The sequence below is a fragment of the Gemmatimonadaceae bacterium genome (assembly GCA_016720905.1).
Taxonomy (GTDB): domain Bacteria; phylum Gemmatimonadota; class Gemmatimonadetes; order Gemmatimonadales; family Gemmatimonadaceae; genus Gemmatimonas.
Genome location: JADKJT010000034.1, coordinates 65766 through 84527, shown reverse-complemented (window position 1 = coordinate 84527; position 18762 = coordinate 65766). Strand labels below are relative to the sequence as shown.

The following is an 18762-nucleotide window of genomic DNA, read 5'->3' as shown; positions in this document are numbered from 1 at the left end:
ATGAGCGCGCTGCGGGCGGTGGTCGGAGGCACCTGCGTGCTGGCCGCATCCATCGCCGGCGCGCAGGCGCGGAAGACCACCGCGTCACCAGCGGCACCGTACGTGCCACCGGTCGGTTCCTGGGAACGTCGCGCGCCGAGCGCCGTCGGCATGGATTCGGCGAAGCTCGCCGAGGCGGTTGCGTACGCCATCGAGAAGGAGAGCAAGACGCCGCGCGACCTGGAGCTCAATCACTACCAGACGTTTGGGCGCGAGCCGTTTGGCGCGGCCATCGGTCCGTTGGCCCCGCGCGGCGGTTCCACGGGGATCGTGGTGCGACACGGCTACGTGGTGACGATCTGGGGAAACCCGGCGGCCGTGGAAATCACCAACAGTGTCACGAAAAGTTTTCTGAGCACGGTGGTGGGGTTGGCCGTTGATGACGGCCGTATTCACAGCGTGTACGACACCGTGGCCAACGTGATCGGGCCGATCTTGCGCGCGACGCCGAATGGGACGGGCCTTGGCGCCGACTGGCCGGGCGATGCGAAGTGGCTGCGCCCGTTTGACAGTCCGCATAACAAGCGCTTGACGTGGGACAACCTGTTGCGGCAGGTGAGCGATTGGGAGGGCACCCTGTGGGGCAAGCCCGAGTGGGCCGATCGACCGGCGCAACAGGTGAATACGTGGACGACGCGGGCGCGGGTCGAGCCGGGATCGGCGTACGAATACAACGATGTCCGCGTAAACGTGCTGGCGTTGGCCGCGCTGCAGATGTGGCGTCGCCCGTTGCCGGAGGTGCTACGCGAGCGAATCATGGAACCGATTGGCGCGTCGACCACGTGGCGTTGGTACGGCTACGACAACTCCTGGATTGTGCTGGATGGACGCCAGGTGCAGTCGGTGAGTGGCGGCGGTCACTGGGGCGGCGGCATGATGATCAATGCGTGGGACATGGCGCGCTTCGGGCTGCTTACGCAACGGCGCGGTGTGTGGGGCACGCAGCGGCTGATGTCGGACGCCTGGGTGACGCAGGCGCTCACGCCAACGCCGGCGCAGCCCACGTACGGCTACATGAACTGGTTCCTGAACACCGACCGCAAATATGTTCCCAGCGCGCCGGCGCAGGCGTTCGTGCACGTCGGGGCGGGGAACAACATCATCTATGTCGATCCGGTGAACGATCTGGTGGCGGTGGTGCGCTGGATTGACACCAACCAGTCGGTGGATGGCTTTGTGCAGCGTCTGCTGGCCGCGGTGCATTAGATTTCACGGATGACCGCCAACCGCGTTGTCAGTGTCCGCGAGGAGATCGCCAACGCCGTGACCCATGGCTTGGGCTTCGTGGCGAGCCTGATCGGTATGCCGATCCTCGTGCTCGCCGCCATGAGCCGTGGCGAGCGCGCGTCGGTGATCGGTGCCAGCGTCTTCGGCGCGACGCTCATCGCCCTGTACGCGGCATCGACGCTGTATCACGCGGTGCCGCATCCGCGCATCAAGCAGCGTCTGCGCGTGGTCGATCATGCGGCGATCTATCTACTCATCGCCGGCACGTACACGCCGTTCACGCTGGGCGTGTTGCGCGGTACCTGGGGATGGACGCTGTTCGGGATTGTGTGGACCTTGGCGGCACTCGGCGTGCTGTTCAAGGTGATCTTCGGCAGCGGCAAATTTTCGAGACTCTCGACGGCGATCTACGTGGCGATGGGTTGGGTGATCATCGTCGCCATCAAGCCGCTCTTTCAGTCACTGGATCATGCCGGACTGGCCCTGCTGTTTGCCGGCGGGTTGTTCTACACCGGCGGTGTGGTCTTCTACATCGACAAGCGCCGCGCATGGACGCATCCGGTGTGGCACCTGTGCGTGCTGGGTGGCAGTGTGTGCCACTACTTCGCGGTGCTCTGGTACGCGTGGCCGACGCCCGCTCCGTAACGCCGGGCACGCGGCGCGTGCTGCCGCTGGTGGTGCTGTTTCTGATTGCCGGCATTGCGCACTTCATCGTGCCGGCCTGGTTTGATCGCATCGTGCCGACGTGGGTGCCGAATGCGCGAGTCGCCACACTGCTCAGCGGCGCTGCCGAAATTGCGGGCGCGATTGGATTGCTCATACCGGCGGCGCGTGCCGCCGCCGGGTGGGGACTCATCATGCTGCTGCTGGCGGTGTTTCCCGCCAACGTCAACATGCTGCAGCTGGCGCAGGCGACGCAGGCCAGCGCGGGATATCTGGCCGCCTTGTGGATCAGACTTCCGTTGCAGTCGTTGCTGATCTGGTGGGTGTGGCGCGTGGCGGTGCGCGCCTAGTCCGGCGTGGTGTCGCTGCAACCGCTTGACACAAGGCATGGACCTGCTTGTGGTGCGCCGCGGCCGAATTTCGCTCGGAGAGGGCGGAGCGGTGAGGGGCCGAGGGGTGAGCAACGGAAGCGTTGAGCGCCTGAGGGGTGAGCCGGCGAGGGGAGAACCCAGTCCTGCCCTCACCGGCTCGCCCCTCGAACGCTCGACGCTTCCGTTGCTCACTCCTCGGCCGCTCACCGCTCTAAAAGCTGTAGGTAATCCCGCTCGAGAAGAACGTATCCGTCTTTTTCAGCACCACCGTGTTGCGTACCGGCGGCCGAGCATTGTACCGCACCACGTATCCGACCTTGAGGCCCAGGTTCTTGATGAGCGGGGCAACCAGCGCCGTCTCGGTATTGAGCAGGTACGATTGCGTGTCGCTGAGGTTGGGGAGATACTCGGCCATCTGCTGCACGAACGCGAGTTCCGAAAACTTGTGTTTGTAGTCGAGGCCCGCCCGCGCCGCCGGATAATTGCGGTTGAACGTCGACGTGGAACCCGGCGTCAGCGTTTGCTGGAACATCGAGCCACCCAGCGACAGCGTGAGCTTGTTGTTCGGTGATTGCATGGCGGTGATGTCCACACCGACGCCTTCTTCAAAGCGCGACGAGATGCCCTGCAACGCGTTTCGGTCGAAGCGCGTGGCGACGAACATGCCCAATCGCGGCATCAACCGGCGTTCGCCGCGAAAGCCGCCGTTCCAGAAGTTGGCGTTGACCTTGCTGTTGGCTTCGCCGTAGAAGAACACGAGGTCCTGGGCGATGGCCCAGCCCTTCATGGTGTACTTCAACTTGTTGGTGACATTGGTGGTAGTGGCGTTGGCGTTCCCGCTGGTCTGAGAGAATCCCAGCGAGGCCGAGCCTTCAAACGTCTTTGGTGCGGGCGGCGCGGATTGCGCGCCGAGCGAGGCGGAAGCCATGACGCAGCAGGCGCTGATCAGGCCAGTGAAGCGACGAAGCGACATACGTGGGGGATAGGCGTCGGAAGAAACACGGCGCGCCGTGGTGCGTGCCGTTATGGCGTGATGAACGTGCCCTGCTGAAGTTCACGAACCGCCTGCTGCAACTCCGCCTGCGTGTTCATGACAATAGGACCATACCAGGCTACCGGTTCCTTGATGGGGGCGCCGGATACCAGCAGGAATCGGATACCTTGCGGCCCGGCGGTCACCACCACCTCGTCACCGCTGTCGAACAACACCAGCGACCGGTTGCCACTGAGGTCCCGCACCAGATCGTCGTCATTGCCGGCGGTGCGCTCGGTCAGTACGCCCATGTTGCCGGACGCATGCCGGAACGAGCCGGTGCCCTCGAAGATGTAGGCGAATGTATTGCGATACGCGTCCACCGGCAGTGACTTGCGGAGCCCCGCCGGAACGGATACGTCCAGATACACGGGATCGGCAGCGATGCCGTCCACCGGGCCGCGCTGTCCCCAGAACGCGCCACACACCACGCGCACCGTCGTCCCGTCGTCGTCGGTGATTTCCGTGATCTCCTTCGACGCCACATCCTGATAGCGCGGCGCCGTCATCTTGAGCGTCGACGGGAGATTGGCCCACAGTTGGAATCCATGCATGCGTCCATCCGGCGCACCCATGGGCATTTCGTGATGCACGATGCCGCGGCCGGCGGTCATCCACTGCACATCACCCGCACCCAGCACACCACGATTCCCCAGACTGTCCGCGTGCTCGACGTTGCCGGCGAGGACATAGGTGATGGTCTCGATGCCACGATGCGGATGCCATGGGAATCCGGCCTGATACCGAGCCGGGATGTCGTTGCGGAAATCATCGAACAACAGGAACGGGTCGGTTTCGGCGGTATCACCAAACCCGAACGCGCGATGGAGATGCACGCCCGCCCCTTCCATGGTGGGTTGAGCCTGCACAATGCGCTTTACGGGACGTATAGACACGTGAACTCCACACACAAAGTGTTGATGTTACATCCCCATCAGAAAACCACCGTCACCATGACCGCCGGACAGGCGCGGCGATGACGGCGGTGGTGCCTCGCCAAAAATATCGATGGAGCGAATGGACGAATCGACGGAGGCCAAGGCATCCGACAATTCCTGACTGGTCTTGCCGATCCCCCAGCGATACGTCGGTCCCGCCACCGCAATCAGACCAAGGCCAAGCGCCAGCGCGCCGCCAAACACGGGTCCCAACAACGCCGTGCCAGCCAGCGCCAGCGCCTTCTTGCCGATGGCCAGGCCGATAATGGACCCGACGGCTCCGCTCCCGACGGCAAAGGCGCCATAGCCAGCGAGATTCGCATTGATGCCACGACGCAGGTCGGCGTGCATAGTCACTTCACACGCACGCGGATCGCCCGGCACCGGCGCCAACGTCACGCGCACCTCGGGGACGAACGTACCGTAGCGTGTGTACGACCACTTGTAGTTTGCATCGGCCATCCCCGGAAGCGCAAACACCAGCACTCCACCGTCCAGCGGATGGCCGCCCAACGTATCGCTGAGCGACAGCGAGTACGGCGCGGCCTGCAGTGAACGTCCAAGCGCCTGCAGTACGATCCGTGGTGGATAGCGGAAGATCCGCGACACGGATATGGTGCGCTGCGTGGTGCCGAACAACCGCGTAGTGAGGTGCTCTTTCCACTCGGGTATCGGTTGCGCACGTTGCAACGCGTCTGGCGACGCCTTGATCTCGGCGAGTGCCAGTGCCACGTAACGTTGCGAGATACCCACTTCGGCGGCGGCCGCTTCCACATCGCGCAGGCGGTAGGCATCGGTGGGCACGGTCGTGGGCGTGTTCGCGTTCGCATCGCCATTCGCGGCGGCGGCATGCGACGCCGTCCCGGTTGCCGCCGCGAGTTGGCGCGTCTCGGTGGCCGAACGCATCCGCGATTCCAGTCGGGCCGCCGCCTCCGCCTGCAGCTCGGCCGCCCGCCGCCACACGGCCACCGCCTCATCATTCGAAAGCATCGCGCTGGAGTTCGATTCCCGTTCCTGGTGTTCGACGGCGCCCATGGCCTTGCCCAATGCGTCCGCCAACTCCTCGCCCGTCGCAAATCGTTCAACGGGTGCCTTGCGCAGGCAGCGGTCAATCACGGCGGCCAATGGTGTCGGCACTTGCGGTGCGACCGAGCGCAACGAGGGTGGCTCCTTGGTGGCATGGGCGACCAGGATCCCCTGCGGCGATTGCCCGTCAAACGGCAATTGCCCACTGAGCGCAAAGAACCCCACGCATCCCAGTGAATACAAATCGCTGCGGCCGTCCAGCGGATCGCCGCTGGATTGCTCGGGGCTCATGTAGTGCACCGTGCCCAGCACGGTTCCGTCCTGCGTCAGCGACGGATTGAAATCGGCGCGCGCAATGCCGAAGTCGGTCACGATGGCGCGTCCGGTACTGCGCTCGAGCAGGATATTCTCGGGCTTCACATCGCGGTGCACGATACCGCGCGCGTGCGCGTAGGCCAACGCCCACGCGACTTCGCGCAGGATGCGCACGACGTCGGCCGGCGGCAGCGACCCGCGGTCGCGAATGCGATCACCAAGCGTCTCGCCATCCACGTATCCCATCGCGAAGAATGCAAAGCCACCGATGTCATCGGCACGATGTACCGGCACGATGTTGGGGTGCGACAGCTTGGCCGCCATGCGCGCCTCGCGCAGGAATCGCTCGCGGGTATCCGGCTGTTCGGCCAAGGCCGGCGGAAGCACCTTGAGGGCCACCGGTCGGTCGAGTCGCTCGTCACGCGCGAGGACGACGATGCCCATGCCGCCTCGGCCGAGCTCCCGCTCGATTGAGTACTGGCCCTTGAGGGCGGCGCGGAGCGAGGCGATCTCGCCTGAGGGGGGGGTGGGCGGAGCGGCGGTCGTCATGGGTACCGGAAAATACGTGACGGACGGTAGCGAGTGTCAGTCCGCAGGCGTTGCCCGCGCGGCAGGAGTAACTTGCCTGGGCCACAGCAACCACTGCTGCACTCGTTCCAGGAACCAGATGACCCGATCGGCGGTGCGTGCGACACAGTACCTGCTGCTGATGGTCACGTGGGGCATGAGCGGCGGGTGCACCAAGGGCACGGGCGACACTGTTGCCGCCGACACACTGGGCAGTGCCCATCCAGCGGTGGAGTTGCAGCGCGATGGACTGAACTATTTGACCGATCCGGCGGCGGTAGTGGTGAGCCCCACAGCGGTGTTCGTGGCCGACGTCGGCAGTGGCACCGTCCTCGAATTCGCGCGCGACGGTCAGTTTCGTCGAACCATCGGGACGCGAGGCAACGGCATGGGCCAATTCATCGGGCCAACGGCACTGGCGCTGGTGGGCGATTCGCTGTTGCTGATCGCCGATGCCGCGCTCAATCGGATGAGTGTCTACTCGACGACGCGTCACGCACACCTCGGCGCCTATCGACTGCCAGCGCAAGCGTTCAGCCTGGCGACACAGGGTGACACGGTGCTCTTCGGCATGCAGGATCTCCTGCACACCACCAGTATCGCGCTTCTCACGCCGGGGGATTCGGCCGTGCGGCAACTCGGCCCCATTCCCCCGGTGTTGCTGGCGCATCCGCGCATCGCCGAATCGTTTCCGACATCACTCGCCACATTTGGTCCACGCGGCTACCGCGTGGGTTTCACCGGCGCAAACGTGGTGTACCATCTCGATACGGCGGGTGTCGTGCTTGATTCAGCCACACCGTTGTCGCGGTTCCGTCGCGGTGTGCCACCAGATCTTGATACGCGACTGGACAGCACGCGCGTGGCGACAAGGGAGGCGGCGCCGGCCTCGTTGCTGGTACTGTTGGGAGCGCTGTCCGGTAATCGCACCGCGCTGCTGCATCTGGACTTCATCATGGAAAAGGGTTCGATGGAAGTCCGGGCATACCTGTCCACCATCGCGCCGGATGGGCGGTCGTCCTGCATCGATCATCTCGTGCCCGTGGCGACAGACACGCGTCCCGTTTTCGCGCTGACGAACGACACGCTGTACGTGGCGCAGAATCGACTGGGTGCACGCAGCGGCGCCATGGCCTTGACGCTGATTGCATTTCGCGTTCCGCAGTGTTGATGCGGTTTTGCGAGGGCAAAAAACCGGGAGGCCGATGCGTTGGCCTCCCGGGTGTTCACTGCCACACCGTGCTGCGTCAGTCCTTTACGTCCAGCATGGCCTTGATCTGATCGCGCACGTCACTTAGGTGCGCGCGTGAGGCGCGATCGCCGGTCTTGCCGATGGCGGTGGCCAGCTCGCGATCGAGGGTGCGCATTTCGTCCTTGAGCAAGGGACGGAAGTCGCGAGTACCAGCCGGGCCGCCGCCACCCAGCAGCTGCGCCAGCAACGCATCCTGCGCGTTGGCGGCGGGCGGTTTGATCTTGCTGGCCATGGCCTCCACATACGTGGCCTGCAGACGGCGACGATAGGCGTCAATCGGGGCGCCGGTGTAGATCTCCTTCCAGAGCCCGCGACGCAGGTCGGTGAGCATCTCGCCGAGTGAGTACACAGAGCTCTTGTTGGCGGCCATGGCTTCGAATTCCACCATGCGCTGGAGTTTCGCATTGCTGACGAGCGCACTCAGCACACGACCCTGGGCGCCGCTCACCCGATTGATATTGCCATCGGACTCGAGCTTGCTCAGGATCTCCGGCTTGATCATCGCCGTTGGTGTGGCAAACACTTCGTCAATCAGGAACTGCACGGCTTCCTTCTGTCGCGCACGCGGCACCACGGTCCACACGGGACCACTCTGACTGGCCGCCTTTTCCTGCTTGTTGGATCCGCCAACAATGCGGGTGACGTGGTTGGCCTCGGTGGCCCACTGCCCAAGTACCGCGCCATACGTGGAGCGCAGCAGGGAGTAGTCGGCGGTCTTGTCGATGGTGGATGCGGGAACGACCAGATCGACGATGCGCCGAAGATTCCTGAAGCCGAGTCGCGTGGCCTTCACGGCATCGGCGTCACCGATGGCCTCGGACTGCTCACCCGGGTCAACGGCCCCGCCACCAAAGCGATACCACGGCACCGTGTCCTGCATGCGCGCCCACGAATCCAACGTGGCACGTTCCGCTTCCGGCGTGGTGGCGCCGGGGATGGGCTTGTAGCCCCACATGACGGCGAACTTGTCGTACGGACCAACCTTGGGAATGAGGTCGGACAGGGGAATACCGTCTTCGGGCTGGGCGATGTAATTGAAGCGCGCGTAGTCCATGATGGACGGCGAGTGACCCATCTTCGCGACCCAGCTCCGCGAGCGGATGGAGTCGATCGGATACATCGAACTGCCCTTCATGTTGTGCGGGAAGCCGAGCGTGTGCCCCACTTCATGCGCGGCCACGAACTGCACCAGCCGTCCCATCAGGGAATCGGGGAACGGGAATGTCTGCGCGCGCTTGTCCAGATGACCCACCTGCGAGAAATACCAGTCACGCTGGAGGTCCATGATGTTGTGATACATCTGCACGTCGGCATCGATGATCTCGCCGGTGCGCGGGTCGGTGGTGCTGGGACCGACGGCATTCGCCACGGGGCTTGGCAACCAGCGCACCATGGCCACCGACGCGTCTTCGCCGGAGAAGTCCGGATCGTTGGGCACGTCGCCGGCTACGATGCCTTTGCTGAAACCGGCCCCTTCAAACGCGCCCTGCCACTCTTCGATACCGGCCTTGATCCACGGCTTGAGCCAGTTCGGCGTGGCGGGATCGACGTAGTACGTGATGGCCTTCTTGGGCACGCACAGATTGCCGACCTTCTTGTCGGAGCACTCGAGCCGCCACCGGGCGATATACTGGCGCGGTAGCACCCGCTGCTGGGGCGAACCAAAGTCGGTTTTCGTTTCCCCGAAGAATCCCACGCGCGCGTCCATGAACCGCGGCGTCATGGGGACGTCCGGCAGACGCACGATGGAGAAGGTGAACGCTTCCGTGACCGCCGAGGGTCCGCCGCCGAGCGTCAGTCCCGGAATGTTCGGCAGTCCGCCCGCGCCGCCCTGCGGTGTGTACGTCTGAACGGCCGTGACGTTCACGTTGCGCGAGAACGCGGCGAATTTGTCGATGTATGAGCGCGTGGCGTCGACCGTGGCGCGACGGCCGTTGGCAACAAACTCGGTCACGCCGCCGGTGAACATGCGCGTTACTTCGACGACCGATGCGCTGTCCTTGCCGTACGCTTCGACGTTGAGCGCGGTCATGATGGGAAAGACGCCGATCAGCGACATGGCGCGACCGGTCGAGAGCGCGCTGTCGGTGGCGACGTTGTTGAAATTGATGTTGCGGACGAAGACGCGATTTTCGCGCCGCTCGAACCGGATGACGTTGTCGGTGCCGAGCGTGCCATTGATGCCGATGCTGGCGGCCGTACCGGCGAGCACCGACGTGATAACGAAATCCTTGTTGAGCTGATCGGCCGGGATTTCGAAATAGAGGCGCGAGCCGATCTGGTGCACGTCAAACACGCCCTTCTTGGACTTGGCGCGCGGCGTGATGACGGTGGCGTAGGGACGCGGGTTCGGATCGGCGCCGCCGCCTCCGGCCAAGCCGGCCAGATTCGGGATGCCGGCCGGTGGCTGATTGGGATTTCCTGGCGTGGGCGTACCCGGCGTCGGCGTACCCGGTGTTGGCGTACCGGGCGCAGGCGTATTGCCGGCATTTCTGGTAGGCACGGGCGTCGGCGTGGTGGCCGGCTTCTTCGCGGGCTGACAAGCCGCGAGCGCCAGTCCGGCCGCTACAAGCGGAAGGGAGCGAATTCGCATTGGGAGGGGAAGGGAAGGAGGGCCAAACCCGAGGCGGGCGCGGCACGCTTGAGTCTATTGGGCTGACCGGCGCGCGGACAGCGGCGAGTGAGGTGGAGCTACTCAGCAAAGGGGACGAGTGGCCGATACTCCCCTGAGCCCCCAACGCCTCCCTTACCGCCGGAATCGGTCATGAAGAAACCCCATTTGCATTCACTGTAGTCTTGATGTCGCTATGCATGCTCAATGCTCCCGCTCAGGCAGTGGCGCAACACCCGCAGGTGAAGCCGGTGGCGACCGCGAGCAAGGCGGAACCGACGGCCATGAAGTCGGGAGCGCCGATCCATAGCGAGGCGGGTTCCGGCACATCCTCCTGCAGCGCCCTTACCCAGCTCAGTGACCACGGTTCTGTCTTTCCGGAAACCGCCGGTCCGGGATTCGCCTCGTATGTCGATCCCAGCGTCCACCGCGAGCGGGCCGATCGGATCATGATCGGCTGTCGATCGTTCGTCGGGCCGTTTGCCTCGCTCGATGGGACGCTGGGACCGATCGCGATTGGCGACAACACCAATGTGCAGGACAACGTGGTGCTGTCCGGAAAGCTGGTGGTGGTTGGCGACTTCGTGAGCATCGCGCACGGGGCGACCATCATCGGACCGGCCACTATCGGGGCGCCCAAGGGATTGCCCGCGTTTGTCGGGTTCAACTCCATCGTCGATGGCGCGACGGTCGAGCCGGATGCCATGGTCACGCACCTGGTGAAGGTCTCACCCGGCATTGTGATTCACTCGGGCACGAAGGTCCTTCCCGGGAAGTGGATCCAGACCCAGGAACAGGCTGACAACGAGGCGCTTGGCAAAGTCACCAAGGTGACCGATGCCGACCGCGAGTTCATGCACGGGGTGCTGCATGTGAATGGCTCGTTCGCGGCCGGTTACTCCGACCTGGCGCATATCTCGCCCTCGCAGTTGCTGGGCGCCGGGCGCGATCCGGGGCACTCGGATTTCAATCATGATGCCGATCTGCCGACGTTTGCCGGACTGTCGGAGTCTCATCCCGAAATTCAGATGCGCATTGTGGGCGGCGTGCGCATGGATGATCCGCTGATGGCGTTATTGGCCAAGGTGGGCCGGGACGTCTCGATTCGCGCGGATGAAGGAGAGCATTTTCACTTCGGCATTGTCGGGCGTCTGCAGGATCGCGTGACCTTTCATGCACTGGAACACAGTGACATTGATGTGGGCAACGGGGATCAGTTCGGTTATCACGTGGTGGTGCATGGCGGTGCGGACGATGCCAGCCTGCCGCACGAGGTGACGCGCATCGGGGACAACGTCTCGGTCAAGGACTGGTCGGTGGTGTTTCGCTCCAAGATCGGCGCGGGTGTTTCCATCGGGGTTCGCGCGTATGTGGATGGGTGCCATCTGGCGCCGGGCACGGTCGTGCCGGACCGGACCATCATGATCAAGGACAAGGTGGTGGGGATGGTTGAGTGGTGAGTTGCCGGAGAGGTGAGCAACTGAAGCGTTGAGCGCCAGAGGGGTGAGCCAGAGAGGGCAGAATCAGGATCTGCCCTCACCGGCTCACCCCTCTGGCGCTCAACGCTTCAGTTGCTCAAACCTCCGGCACCTCAGCTCTTGGGATCCAGCATTTGCTTGATCTGATCGCGCGCATCTTCAAGATGCGCCTTGGTCATGCGATCTGATGTCTTGGCGATGGCGGTCGCCAGGTCGGCGTCCAGTGCGCGCATTTCGCTCTTGAGAATCGGACGGAAATCGGCCGTGGAGACCGGTGCGGCACCACCGCCACGCCCTGCGCCACCAGCCGGTGCGGCGGCGGCCGCGGCCGGCGGGTTGATCTTGCTGGCCATCGCTTCGAGATACAAACGCTGCAGGCGACGACGGAACGCATCAATGTCGTTGCCCGTGCTGATCTCGCTCCACAGGCCCTTGCGGAGATCGGCCAGCATGTCGGACACCGCGTAGACATCGCTCTTTGACCTGGACATCGCTTCCATTTCCAGCATGCGCGCCAACCGATCGTTGGAGACAATGCTGGTCAGGGCGCGGGCTTGCGCGTTGCCTACACGATTGAGACTGCCGCTGGCTTCGACCTTGCGCAGGATGCTTTCATCCAACAGCCACGTTGGCGTGGTGAAGGCGTTGTCGAGGAGGAACTTGAGCGCCTCCTTCTGGCGCGCGGGTTCGACATTGCGGAACACCACGCCTTTCTGACCGACCAGCTTCTCCTGCTTGTATTCACCGCCGATGATCCGCGCCACATGGCCCATCTCGGTGGCCCACTGCCCGATGGTGCGGCCGTAGATCTCCTCGAGATCGTCGTACGTGGTGCCGTCCTTCCACGCCGTGGCCGCTTCGATCAGTGCCATGGTGCGCTTGAGATTCTTCACACCCAGCGTGGTGGCCTTCACGGCGTCGGCGTCACCCACCGCTTCCGACTGTTCGCCCGGATCGGATCCCTGCGCGCCGGCGTCGCTCGCGAAGCGATACCACGGAATGGTGTCCTGCATCCTGGCCCACTTGTCCAGCGTGGCCTTTTCGGCTTCGGGTGACCTGGCGCCGGCAATTGGCGAGTAGCCCCACATCACGGCGTACTTGTCATAGGGTCCGACCTTCGGAATCAGGTCGTCCAGCGCGATGTTGTCTTCCGGCTGCGCGACATAGTTGAAGCGCGAGTAGTCCATGAGTGTCGGCGTGTGGCCCATCTTCGCCACCCACGTCTTCGACCGCACCGAGTCGATCGGATACATCGAGCTGGCTTTGAAGTTGTGCGGGAAGCCCAGGGTGTGGCCGACTTCGTGCGCGGTCACGTACTCCACCAGCCGCCCCATCAGTGAATCGGGGAACGGGAACTTGTGCGTGCGCTTGTCCAGATGACCCACCTGGGTGAAGTACCAGGAGCGCGCGAGGTTCATCACGTTGAGATACGTCTGCACGTCGGCGTCGATAATTTCACCGGTGCGCGGGTCCTTGAGGCTGGGTCCGACCGCGTTCTCGGTGGCTGACGGCAGCCAGCGCACCATCGATACGGTGGCGTCTTCACCGGAGAACTCGGGATCGGCTGGCGCTTCGGCGGCAACGATGCCCTTGCTGAAGCCGGCCGCTTCAAACGCCACCTGCCAGTCTTCGATGCCGCGCTTGATCCACGGCTTGATCCACGCCGGTGTGGCGGGGTCGAGGTAGTACGTGATGGGCTTCTTGGGCACGCACAGCGTGCCGACTTTGGCGTCGGAGCACTCGAGGCGCCAGCGTGAGATGTAGCGCTTGGTCTCGACGCGCTGATACGCGCCGGAGAAGTCGCGCTGCGACACCCCGAAGTATCCGACCCGGTCGTCATTGAGGCGCGGCTGCATCGGCACGTCGGGGAGTTTGGCAATCGAGAACGTGTAGCGTTCCGTGGTCGCGCCCGGCGCCCCACCGGCGCCACCCCGTCCACCTCCGGGCGCGGCGGCCGCGGCGGCCTGCGGCGTGAACGTCTGCACGGCGGTGACATTCACGTTGCGCGAAAACGCCGCGAATCGATCGACATAGGAACGCGTGGCATCGACGGTGGCGCGCGCGCCCAGCGCGGTATACTCCGGAACGCCGCCGGTGAACATGCGCGTCACTTCAATGACCGACGCACTGTCGGCGCCGTACGCTTCCACGTTGAAGGCGGCGAGGATCTTGGTAAGCGCAATCAGGTCGAACGCCTTCTTGCCCGCCGTTGACGTGTCGGAGTTGAATTCGCTGTAGCTGGCTTCGCGCAGCAGGATGCGGTTGTCGCGACGCTCGAAGCGCACGAGGTTGTTGCCGCCCTGCGTACCGCGAATGGCGATCTCGTCCGGGGTGGAATTGAGCGTGCTGACGATGACGAAATCCCGGCCCAGTTCGCTGCGCGGAATTTCGAAGTAAAGTCGACTGCCGATCTGGTGGACCTTGAACACGCCGGACTTGGTCACGGCGCGCGGCGTGATCACGGTGGCGTACGGCCGAGGCTGGGGGTCCTGCGCGGCCGCCGCACCACCTTGGGCACCGCCCTGGTTGCCGCCACCACCGGCGTTAGGTGCGCCACCGCCACCGCCACCACCACCACCACCGCCTCGGCCCGGCGCGTTGGCCGGTGCAGCAGCGGGGACGGGCGTGGGTGCCGGAGCCGGCGGAGTGGCCGTCTTGGCGCAGGCAATCAGCGCGAGGCCGATCGCGACCAGAGAAAGCGGAGTGCGTCGCATGGGAGGGGAGGGCGGAGGGGACCGTCGTCAAGCGTGACGATTGCTGCTACGCGTAGCCTAGATCTACGCGTGGGAGGTCGGGTCCGCTGACGAGGCGGACCTCCCTGCTCAATCTCGCTACCGCAGCACGCGGGCTGCCCAATCGGCCAACGCACCCAGCACGTCCTTCCGCACCTTCGGGTCCTTGAGCTGTGCATAACCACCCGGCAGGCCTGAGGCGTCATTCAGGAACAGGTGATTCGTGGCCGGAAACTTCCGCAACGTCACGTCGCGATTGCCGTTGGCGCGCAGCACGGTGTTGAGCGAGTCCACCTGTTCGGCGGTGACCTGGCGATCGGTTTCGCCCTGCAGCAGCAGCACCGGCTGTGTGACCCGTCGCGCCGTGGCGAGCGGGTTGTGCGTCATGAAGAATCCCATCCACGGGTTGGCCTTGCTGATGGAGTCAAGCGCGGCAGGCACGGTTTTCCAGATGGAGTCCCGTTGTGTTGTACTCAATCCCGGCGCGTTGTCGATGCCCTGTCGATTCTGGAACATCAGCACCTTGCGGCCGTCGTAGGCCGGGCCGGCCAACAGCGCGATGGCCTTGATCTGTGCATTGCCGGCCGCCACCATCGGCGCAATGATGCCGCCTTCGCTGTGTCCGGCCAGCGCAATGCGTGCGGGATCGATGTCGGACCGCGCGCGCAGCCAGGTGACAATCGATCGCACGTCATCCGCGAAATCGGCACTGGTGCCCTTGGCCGCACTTTCGCGACCCCCGGACTCGCCCACGCCCCGATCGTCAAAACGCAGCACCGCGATGCCGCGGCGCCCGAGCGTGTCGGCAATTTGCCGGAAGATTTCGTAGCCGGGGACGATGCTGATACGACTGTCGCGTTCCTGCGGACCGCTGCCGCTGATGGTGACGACCACCGGCATCTTCGACACGCCCTTCGGCTTGGTCAATGTCGCGGCCAGATCGTATCCGCGTCCCGACGGAATCTTCACGTGTTCGGCGACATACGGCGCATCGGCAGGCGCATTGTAGTTGATGCGCCCCACGCCGGCGTTCACGGCGCCGGTGGCTCGAATGACATGCGCTCCCTGTCCGGGCAACTGAATGGATAGGGGCATGCCATCCGGCCCGGACACAATGCGCATGTCGGACGAGGCCAGCTTGAAGATGGTGGTGTCACCCGATTGCGAGACGGTCGCGGCCATGGTCTGCGCGCCGGATGTGAGAAAAATATTGATGGTGCCAATTTTCGATGTGCGCGCATGCGCGGCAATCAAGGCGGCGTGCAGGACCGAGGCGTTCACGAGCGGGAAGGCGCCGGACTTGGACGGAAGTGCCTGCTTGGTCCGTTGCGTGGCACTGGTGAAATCCACGAAGGCGCTGTCGCCCGTCATGACGATGGTTCCGCTCTGCAGCGCCTTGGCGTTGTCGGCCGCGCCGGGGGCAAAGATGTCCATCGACAACATCCCCGGACCTGTCGTGCTCTTGCGTTGTGACCACTGAATGCGTGGCTGGCCCTTGATGGAAAGCACGCCGGTCACGTTCAGCGAATCCTGCGACAACACCTCGAGGCCCAAGGTGTCGCCCGCGTCGCGCAGATAGACGTACGTAATGGCTGAAGACGGGCTCTTGCCGGCGGCTCCCTGGGCGCGCGCCGTCGGCGCGAATGCGCTGAGCAGGAACCCGACGCCCAAGGCGACGATCGCAGCGATAAGCGCCACGACGAGGTGGCGGCGCGAACGGTGCAGGAACACGTGGAGCATGGAAAGGCTCGGTGAAAAGGGATCCGATCGCCGGTGGCGACGGGCAATACTCAGTGCTTGAAAATCGGCGGCGGCCGCGTGATGCGCGCACTGGGCACGTCAACGCCGCGAAGGAACAGCAGGGTATTGCTCAGTACATCACGGTCGCCCAGCAACGAGTGCGACTGATACTCGACCACCAGATGTCGCCCGTTGGGGAAATCGCGCAGGATGCTCTCGACATTGGATGGCGGGGTCCGACCATCCAGCGTGCCACTGATGAACAGCACGGGCGATACACTGGAGGCATGCGCCCGAAACGCGTCCGGCAGTCGCGGCAGATTGGGCAGTTCGCAGACGGCGGTGGCGGGAAAGTCGATCACCGTGCCCAGTCGCGACCCGGGGAGTTCCGAGGCGATGGTTCGGCGACGCGCCGGCGATGCGCCCGACGCGCAGTTCATGAGCACGTTCATCGCATTGATGGGACGCGCCTGACGGTACTGCATTGCGGCGCGGGCAAACGGCGCCACGTTGCCCGAATCGATGGCATAGATGGCTGCGGGAAGCGCCGACACCGACCGCATGTCGCCCAGCGCGTCGGCCACCAGACGCTGTAAGTCCCACGCCGTGATGACGACCGTCGTGCTGCCCTGCGTCAGCTTGATGGGTGTCTTGTTCAACTGCGCGCGGAGTTTGTCGAACACGGTGAGCAGCGGCGCGCGGGCACGAAAGGCGCTGTCCTTGCCCGCCAGACGCGCCACTTCCGCGAAGACGCCATCGGGGCCCTTCGGTCGCTTGAAGGTGTCGTCAGGACCCTCGACGCCGGCGAGAACGGCGCGCGTTGACTTCGTACCGTACTTGCGCAGATAGGCAATGCCGAGGTGCGTGCCGTAGCTGCCGCCCAGCAGGGACACGCTGGGCACGCCGAGGGCGATACGCATCGACTCGATATCCTCGACGCTCTCCGCCGTGGTGAAGCCTTCGAGCGCGATGCCGCGCGCGGCGACACTGGCCAGACACCGCGCCGCGGCGGCACGGGCCACGGAATCACGCATCTTGCCGGTGGGCGCTGCATCCAGGGGCAACGCGCCGTCGGGGCCGCAGGCCATGTTCGGCTCCGACCGACCGGTGCCACGCTGATCGAAGGCGATCACATCGGCGACGCCCAGCAATGAGTCGAGGATGGCGACCGGCATCGTGGAAAACGCGCGGGTCGCCGCGTCACCTGGTCCGCCAGCGAGAAAGACAATGGGCGCGGCCGGCGTTCGGGCGGTGGAGCGAAAGCGAATGAAACGCAGCGCGATGCGCGGCGAGGCGCGCAGTCCGCGTGCGGTGGGCACGCGCAGCGACGACAACTCCCCTGAGCGCGTACCGCCCACCAGGGTGAAGCTGGTGGATTCCCGGGTGAGGGAATCACCACGCGACGTGACGATGGATTGGCCGACTGCGGCCGACGGACAAAGTGCCAGCGGCGCGGTGCACAGCGCCGCCAGCAGGGCGAGCTGACTGCGATTCATGACTCCCCTTCGTGATCAACCAACGTATTGAAGTCCGCGGGCGTCGACGCCAGCGGCTTGCGACCGGCCTGCTGCAGCGCACGCCGCAGCAGGAATTCAATCTGACCGTTCAGGCTGCGCAGATCATCGTTCGCCCAGCGCTGGACCGCGTCGAGCAGCTCGCGGTCCATGCGCAGGAGGAAGGACTTCCGTTCAGCCATGAGTCGGTCCGGGTCTCTGAGATTACGAGTACAGCGTGCCGGTGTTGACCACCGGTTGCGCCGCGCGATCGGAGCACAGCACCACCAGCAGGTTGCTGACCATCGCGGCTTTCCGCTCATCATCGAGCGTGACGATGTTCTTGGCACTCAGGGCGTCGAGTGCCATCTCGACCATGCCGACGGCACCTTCGACGATGGTCTGTCGCGCGGCGACGATGGCGCTGGCCTGCTGACGCTGCAGCATGGCGGCGGCGATTTCCTGCGCGTAGGCCAGATGGCTGATCCGCGCCTCGATCACTTCAACGCCGGCTTTGGCAAACCGGTCGCGCAACGCCTCCTGCAACCCCTTGTTGACTTCGGTCTGATGGGTACTCAAGGCCACGTCGTTTGATCCGTGCGAATCGTACGGGTGCGCGGACGCCAGGGTGCGAAGCGCCGACTCGCTCTGCATGGCCACGTACTGCACGTAGTCGTTCACTTCGAACACCGCTTCGGCAGTGTCAATCACCCGCCACACCACGATGGCACCGATGTCGACCGGGTTCGACCGCAGGTCGTTCACCTTGAGCTTGTTGGTTTCGAAGTTCCGCACGCGGAGCGACACGGACTTCTTCATCATGAACGGGTTGGTGAACCACAGTCCCGGTGTCTTGACCGTGCCTTTGTAGTTGCCGAACAGGGTCAGCACTTTGCCCTCGTTGGGGGCGACACTGAACAGGCCGGGCAGGCAGAGCAGCGACACCATCATCAGGGCAACCCCGCCGATGGCGCTGATGGCCATGTCGTTACGGGCGCCGTTGATGAGCAGGGCAATGCCGCCGACTACGCCGGCGAACAGGACGAGAGCCATCATGATGCCCGCAGAGGGGCGGGCTTCGACTTCGCGGAGCATGTGTATCCTCGGTGGAGAGGGTTGGTATCGATATGATATCACTACGCTATCTTGTACGGTAGTCCTCTTGATTGGGTTTCGCGTGGTTGTTGGTTTGGTGTTTGGTGGCTGGCGACCGGTGTCGGTCCGGCGGCCTGCTGCCCGTTCGGGACGACCCGAAACAGCCGGGTCGTCCCGCGGGC

14 protein-coding genes are annotated in these 18762 nt (G+C 64.4%); 5 read left to right on the top strand and 9 right to left on the bottom strand.

The window, feature by feature from the left end; genetic code table 11:
- Genes IPP90_21640 through IPP90_21630 form a run of 3 tightly spaced genes read left to right on the top strand, consistent with a single transcriptional unit; the run spans nucleotide 1 to nucleotide 2279 of the window.
- A complete protein-coding gene (locus IPP90_21640; GenBank protein MBL0173236.1) occupies nucleotides 1–1245 on the top strand; it encodes a serine hydrolase in 1245 nt (414 codons plus the stop codon).
- 9 nt (nucleotides 1246–1254) lie between these two features.
- Complete coding sequence (locus IPP90_21635) at nucleotides 1255–1911, top strand: hemolysin III family protein (GenBank protein MBL0173235.1); 657 nt, start codon at nucleotides 1255–1257, stop codon at nucleotides 1909–1911.
- A gap of 17 nt (nucleotides 1912–1928) precedes the next feature.
- A complete protein-coding gene (locus IPP90_21630; protein MBL0173234.1) occupies nucleotides 1929–2279 on the top strand; it encodes a hypothetical protein in 351 nt (116 codons plus the stop codon).
- Between the two features lie 232 nt (nucleotides 2280–2511).
- Here the strand turns inward: IPP90_21630 and IPP90_21625 are convergent, their stop codons facing one another.
- Genes IPP90_21625 through IPP90_21615 form a run of 3 tightly spaced genes read right to left on the bottom strand, consistent with a single transcriptional unit; the run spans nucleotide 2512 to nucleotide 6161 of the window.
- Entirely contained in the window at nucleotides 2512–3273 is a 762-nt protein-coding gene (locus IPP90_21625) for a DUF481 domain-containing protein (GenBank protein ID MBL0173233.1), read from the bottom strand.
- A 50-nt stretch (nucleotides 3274–3323) separates the two neighbouring features.
- A complete protein-coding gene (locus IPP90_21620) occupies nucleotides 3324–4229 on the bottom strand; it encodes a pirin family protein (GenBank protein MBL0173232.1) in 906 nt (301 codons plus the stop codon).
- A 27-nt stretch (nucleotides 4230–4256) separates the two neighbouring features.
- Complete coding sequence (locus IPP90_21615) at nucleotides 4257–6161, bottom strand: serine/threonine protein kinase (GenBank protein MBL0173231.1); 1905 nt, start codon at nucleotides 6159–6161, stop codon at nucleotides 4257–4259.
- Nucleotides 6162–6279: 118 nt separating this feature from the next.
- Here IPP90_21615 and IPP90_21610 point away from each other — a divergent pair, with 118 nt between their 5' ends.
- Nucleotides 6280–7350, top strand: a complete 1071-nt coding sequence (locus tag IPP90_21610) for a hypothetical protein (GenBank protein ID MBL0173230.1) — start codon at nucleotides 6280–6282, stop codon at nucleotides 7348–7350.
- A gap of 76 nt (nucleotides 7351–7426) precedes the next feature.
- Here the strand turns inward: IPP90_21610 and IPP90_21605 are convergent, their stop codons facing one another.
- The gene (locus tag IPP90_21605) at nucleotides 7427–10024 is read right to left on the bottom strand and encodes a zinc-dependent metalloprotease (protein MBL0173229.1); all 2598 of its coding nucleotides are present in this window, start codon (nucleotides 10022–10024) and stop codon (nucleotides 7427–7429) included.
- Between the two features lie 218 nt (nucleotides 10025–10242).
- Here IPP90_21605 and IPP90_21600 point away from each other — a divergent pair, with 218 nt between their 5' ends.
- Nucleotides 10243–11502, top strand: coding sequence for a hypothetical protein (locus IPP90_21600; protein ID MBL0173228.1), 1260 nt, complete (start codon nucleotides 10243–10245; stop codon nucleotides 11500–11502).
- Nucleotides 11503–11633: 131 nt separating this feature from the next.
- Here IPP90_21600 and IPP90_21595 read toward each other — a convergent pair whose 3' ends face one another.
- The 5 genes from IPP90_21595 to IPP90_21575 form a co-directional block, all read right to left on the bottom strand.
- Nucleotides 11634–14234 carry a zinc-dependent metalloprotease gene (locus IPP90_21595; GenBank protein MBL0173227.1) on the bottom strand — a complete coding sequence of 867 codons (2601 nt, stop codon included), beginning with the start codon at nucleotides 14232–14234 and terminating at the stop codon, nucleotides 11634–11636.
- A gap of 117 nt (nucleotides 14235–14351) precedes the next feature.
- Nucleotides 14352–15992, bottom strand: coding sequence for an alpha/beta fold hydrolase (locus IPP90_21590; protein ID MBL0173226.1), 1641 nt, complete (start codon nucleotides 15990–15992; stop codon nucleotides 14352–14354).
- A 50-nt stretch (nucleotides 15993–16042) separates the two neighbouring features.
- Nucleotides 16043–17488: an alpha/beta fold hydrolase gene (locus IPP90_21585; GenBank protein ID MBL0173225.1), complete on the bottom strand. Its 1446-nt coding sequence runs from the start codon at nucleotides 17486–17488 to the stop codon at nucleotides 16043–16045.
- The gene (locus IPP90_21580; GenBank protein ID MBL0173224.1) at nucleotides 17485–17688 is read right to left on the bottom strand and encodes an Arc family DNA-binding protein; all 204 of its coding nucleotides are present in this window, start codon (nucleotides 17686–17688) and stop codon (nucleotides 17485–17487) included. Before IPP90_21580 ends, IPP90_21585 begins: the two co-directional genes overlap by 4 nt.
- 22 nt (nucleotides 17689–17710) lie before the next feature.
- Nucleotides 17711–18580, bottom strand: coding sequence for an SPFH domain-containing protein (locus IPP90_21575; GenBank protein ID MBL0173223.1), 870 nt, complete (start codon nucleotides 18578–18580; stop codon nucleotides 17711–17713).
- Nucleotides 18581–18762 lie beyond the last annotated feature (182 nt).

Excerpts from the sequence above, each read along its gene's own strand:
- IPP90_21610 (MBL0173230.1), top strand. The coding sequence starts at position 6,280 with ATGACCCGATCGGCGGTGCGTGCGACACAGTACCTGCTGCTGATGGTC.
- IPP90_21575 (MBL0173223.1), bottom strand. The coding sequence starts at position 18,580 with ATGCTCCGCGAAGTCGAAGCCCGCCCCTCTGCGGGCATCATGATGGCT.
- IPP90_21615 (MBL0173231.1), bottom strand. The coding sequence starts at position 6,161 with ATGACGACCGCCGCTCCGCCCACCCCCCCCTCAGGCGAGATCGCCTCG.
- IPP90_21600 (MBL0173228.1), top strand. The coding sequence starts at position 10,243 with ATGCTCAATGCTCCCGCTCAGGCAGTGGCGCAACACCCGCAGGTGAAG.
- IPP90_21580 (MBL0173224.1), bottom strand. The coding sequence starts at position 17,688 with ATGGCTGAACGGAAGTCCTTCCTCCTGCGCATGGACCGCGAGCTGCTC.
- IPP90_21595 (MBL0173227.1), bottom strand. The coding sequence starts at position 14,234 with ATGCGACGCACTCCGCTTTCTCTGGTCGCGATCGGCCTCGCGCTGATT.
- IPP90_21585 (MBL0173225.1), bottom strand. The coding sequence starts at position 17,488 with ATGAATCGCAGTCAGCTCGCCCTGCTGGCGGCGCTGTGCACCGCGCCG.
- IPP90_21635 (MBL0173235.1), top strand. The coding sequence starts at position 1,255 with ATGACCGCCAACCGCGTTGTCAGTGTCCGCGAGGAGATCGCCAACGCC.
- IPP90_21640 (MBL0173236.1), top strand. The coding sequence starts at position 1 with ATGAGCGCGCTGCGGGCGGTGGTCGGAGGCACCTGCGTGCTGGCCGCA.
- IPP90_21605 (MBL0173229.1), bottom strand. The coding sequence starts at position 10,024 with ATGCGAATTCGCTCCCTTCCGCTTGTAGCGGCCGGACTGGCGCTCGCG.
- IPP90_21590 (MBL0173226.1), bottom strand. The coding sequence starts at position 15,992 with ATGCTCCACGTGTTCCTGCACCGTTCGCGCCGCCACCTCGTCGTGGCG.
- IPP90_21625 (MBL0173233.1), bottom strand. The coding sequence starts at position 3,273 with ATGTCGCTTCGTCGCTTCACTGGCCTGATCAGCGCCTGCTGCGTCATG.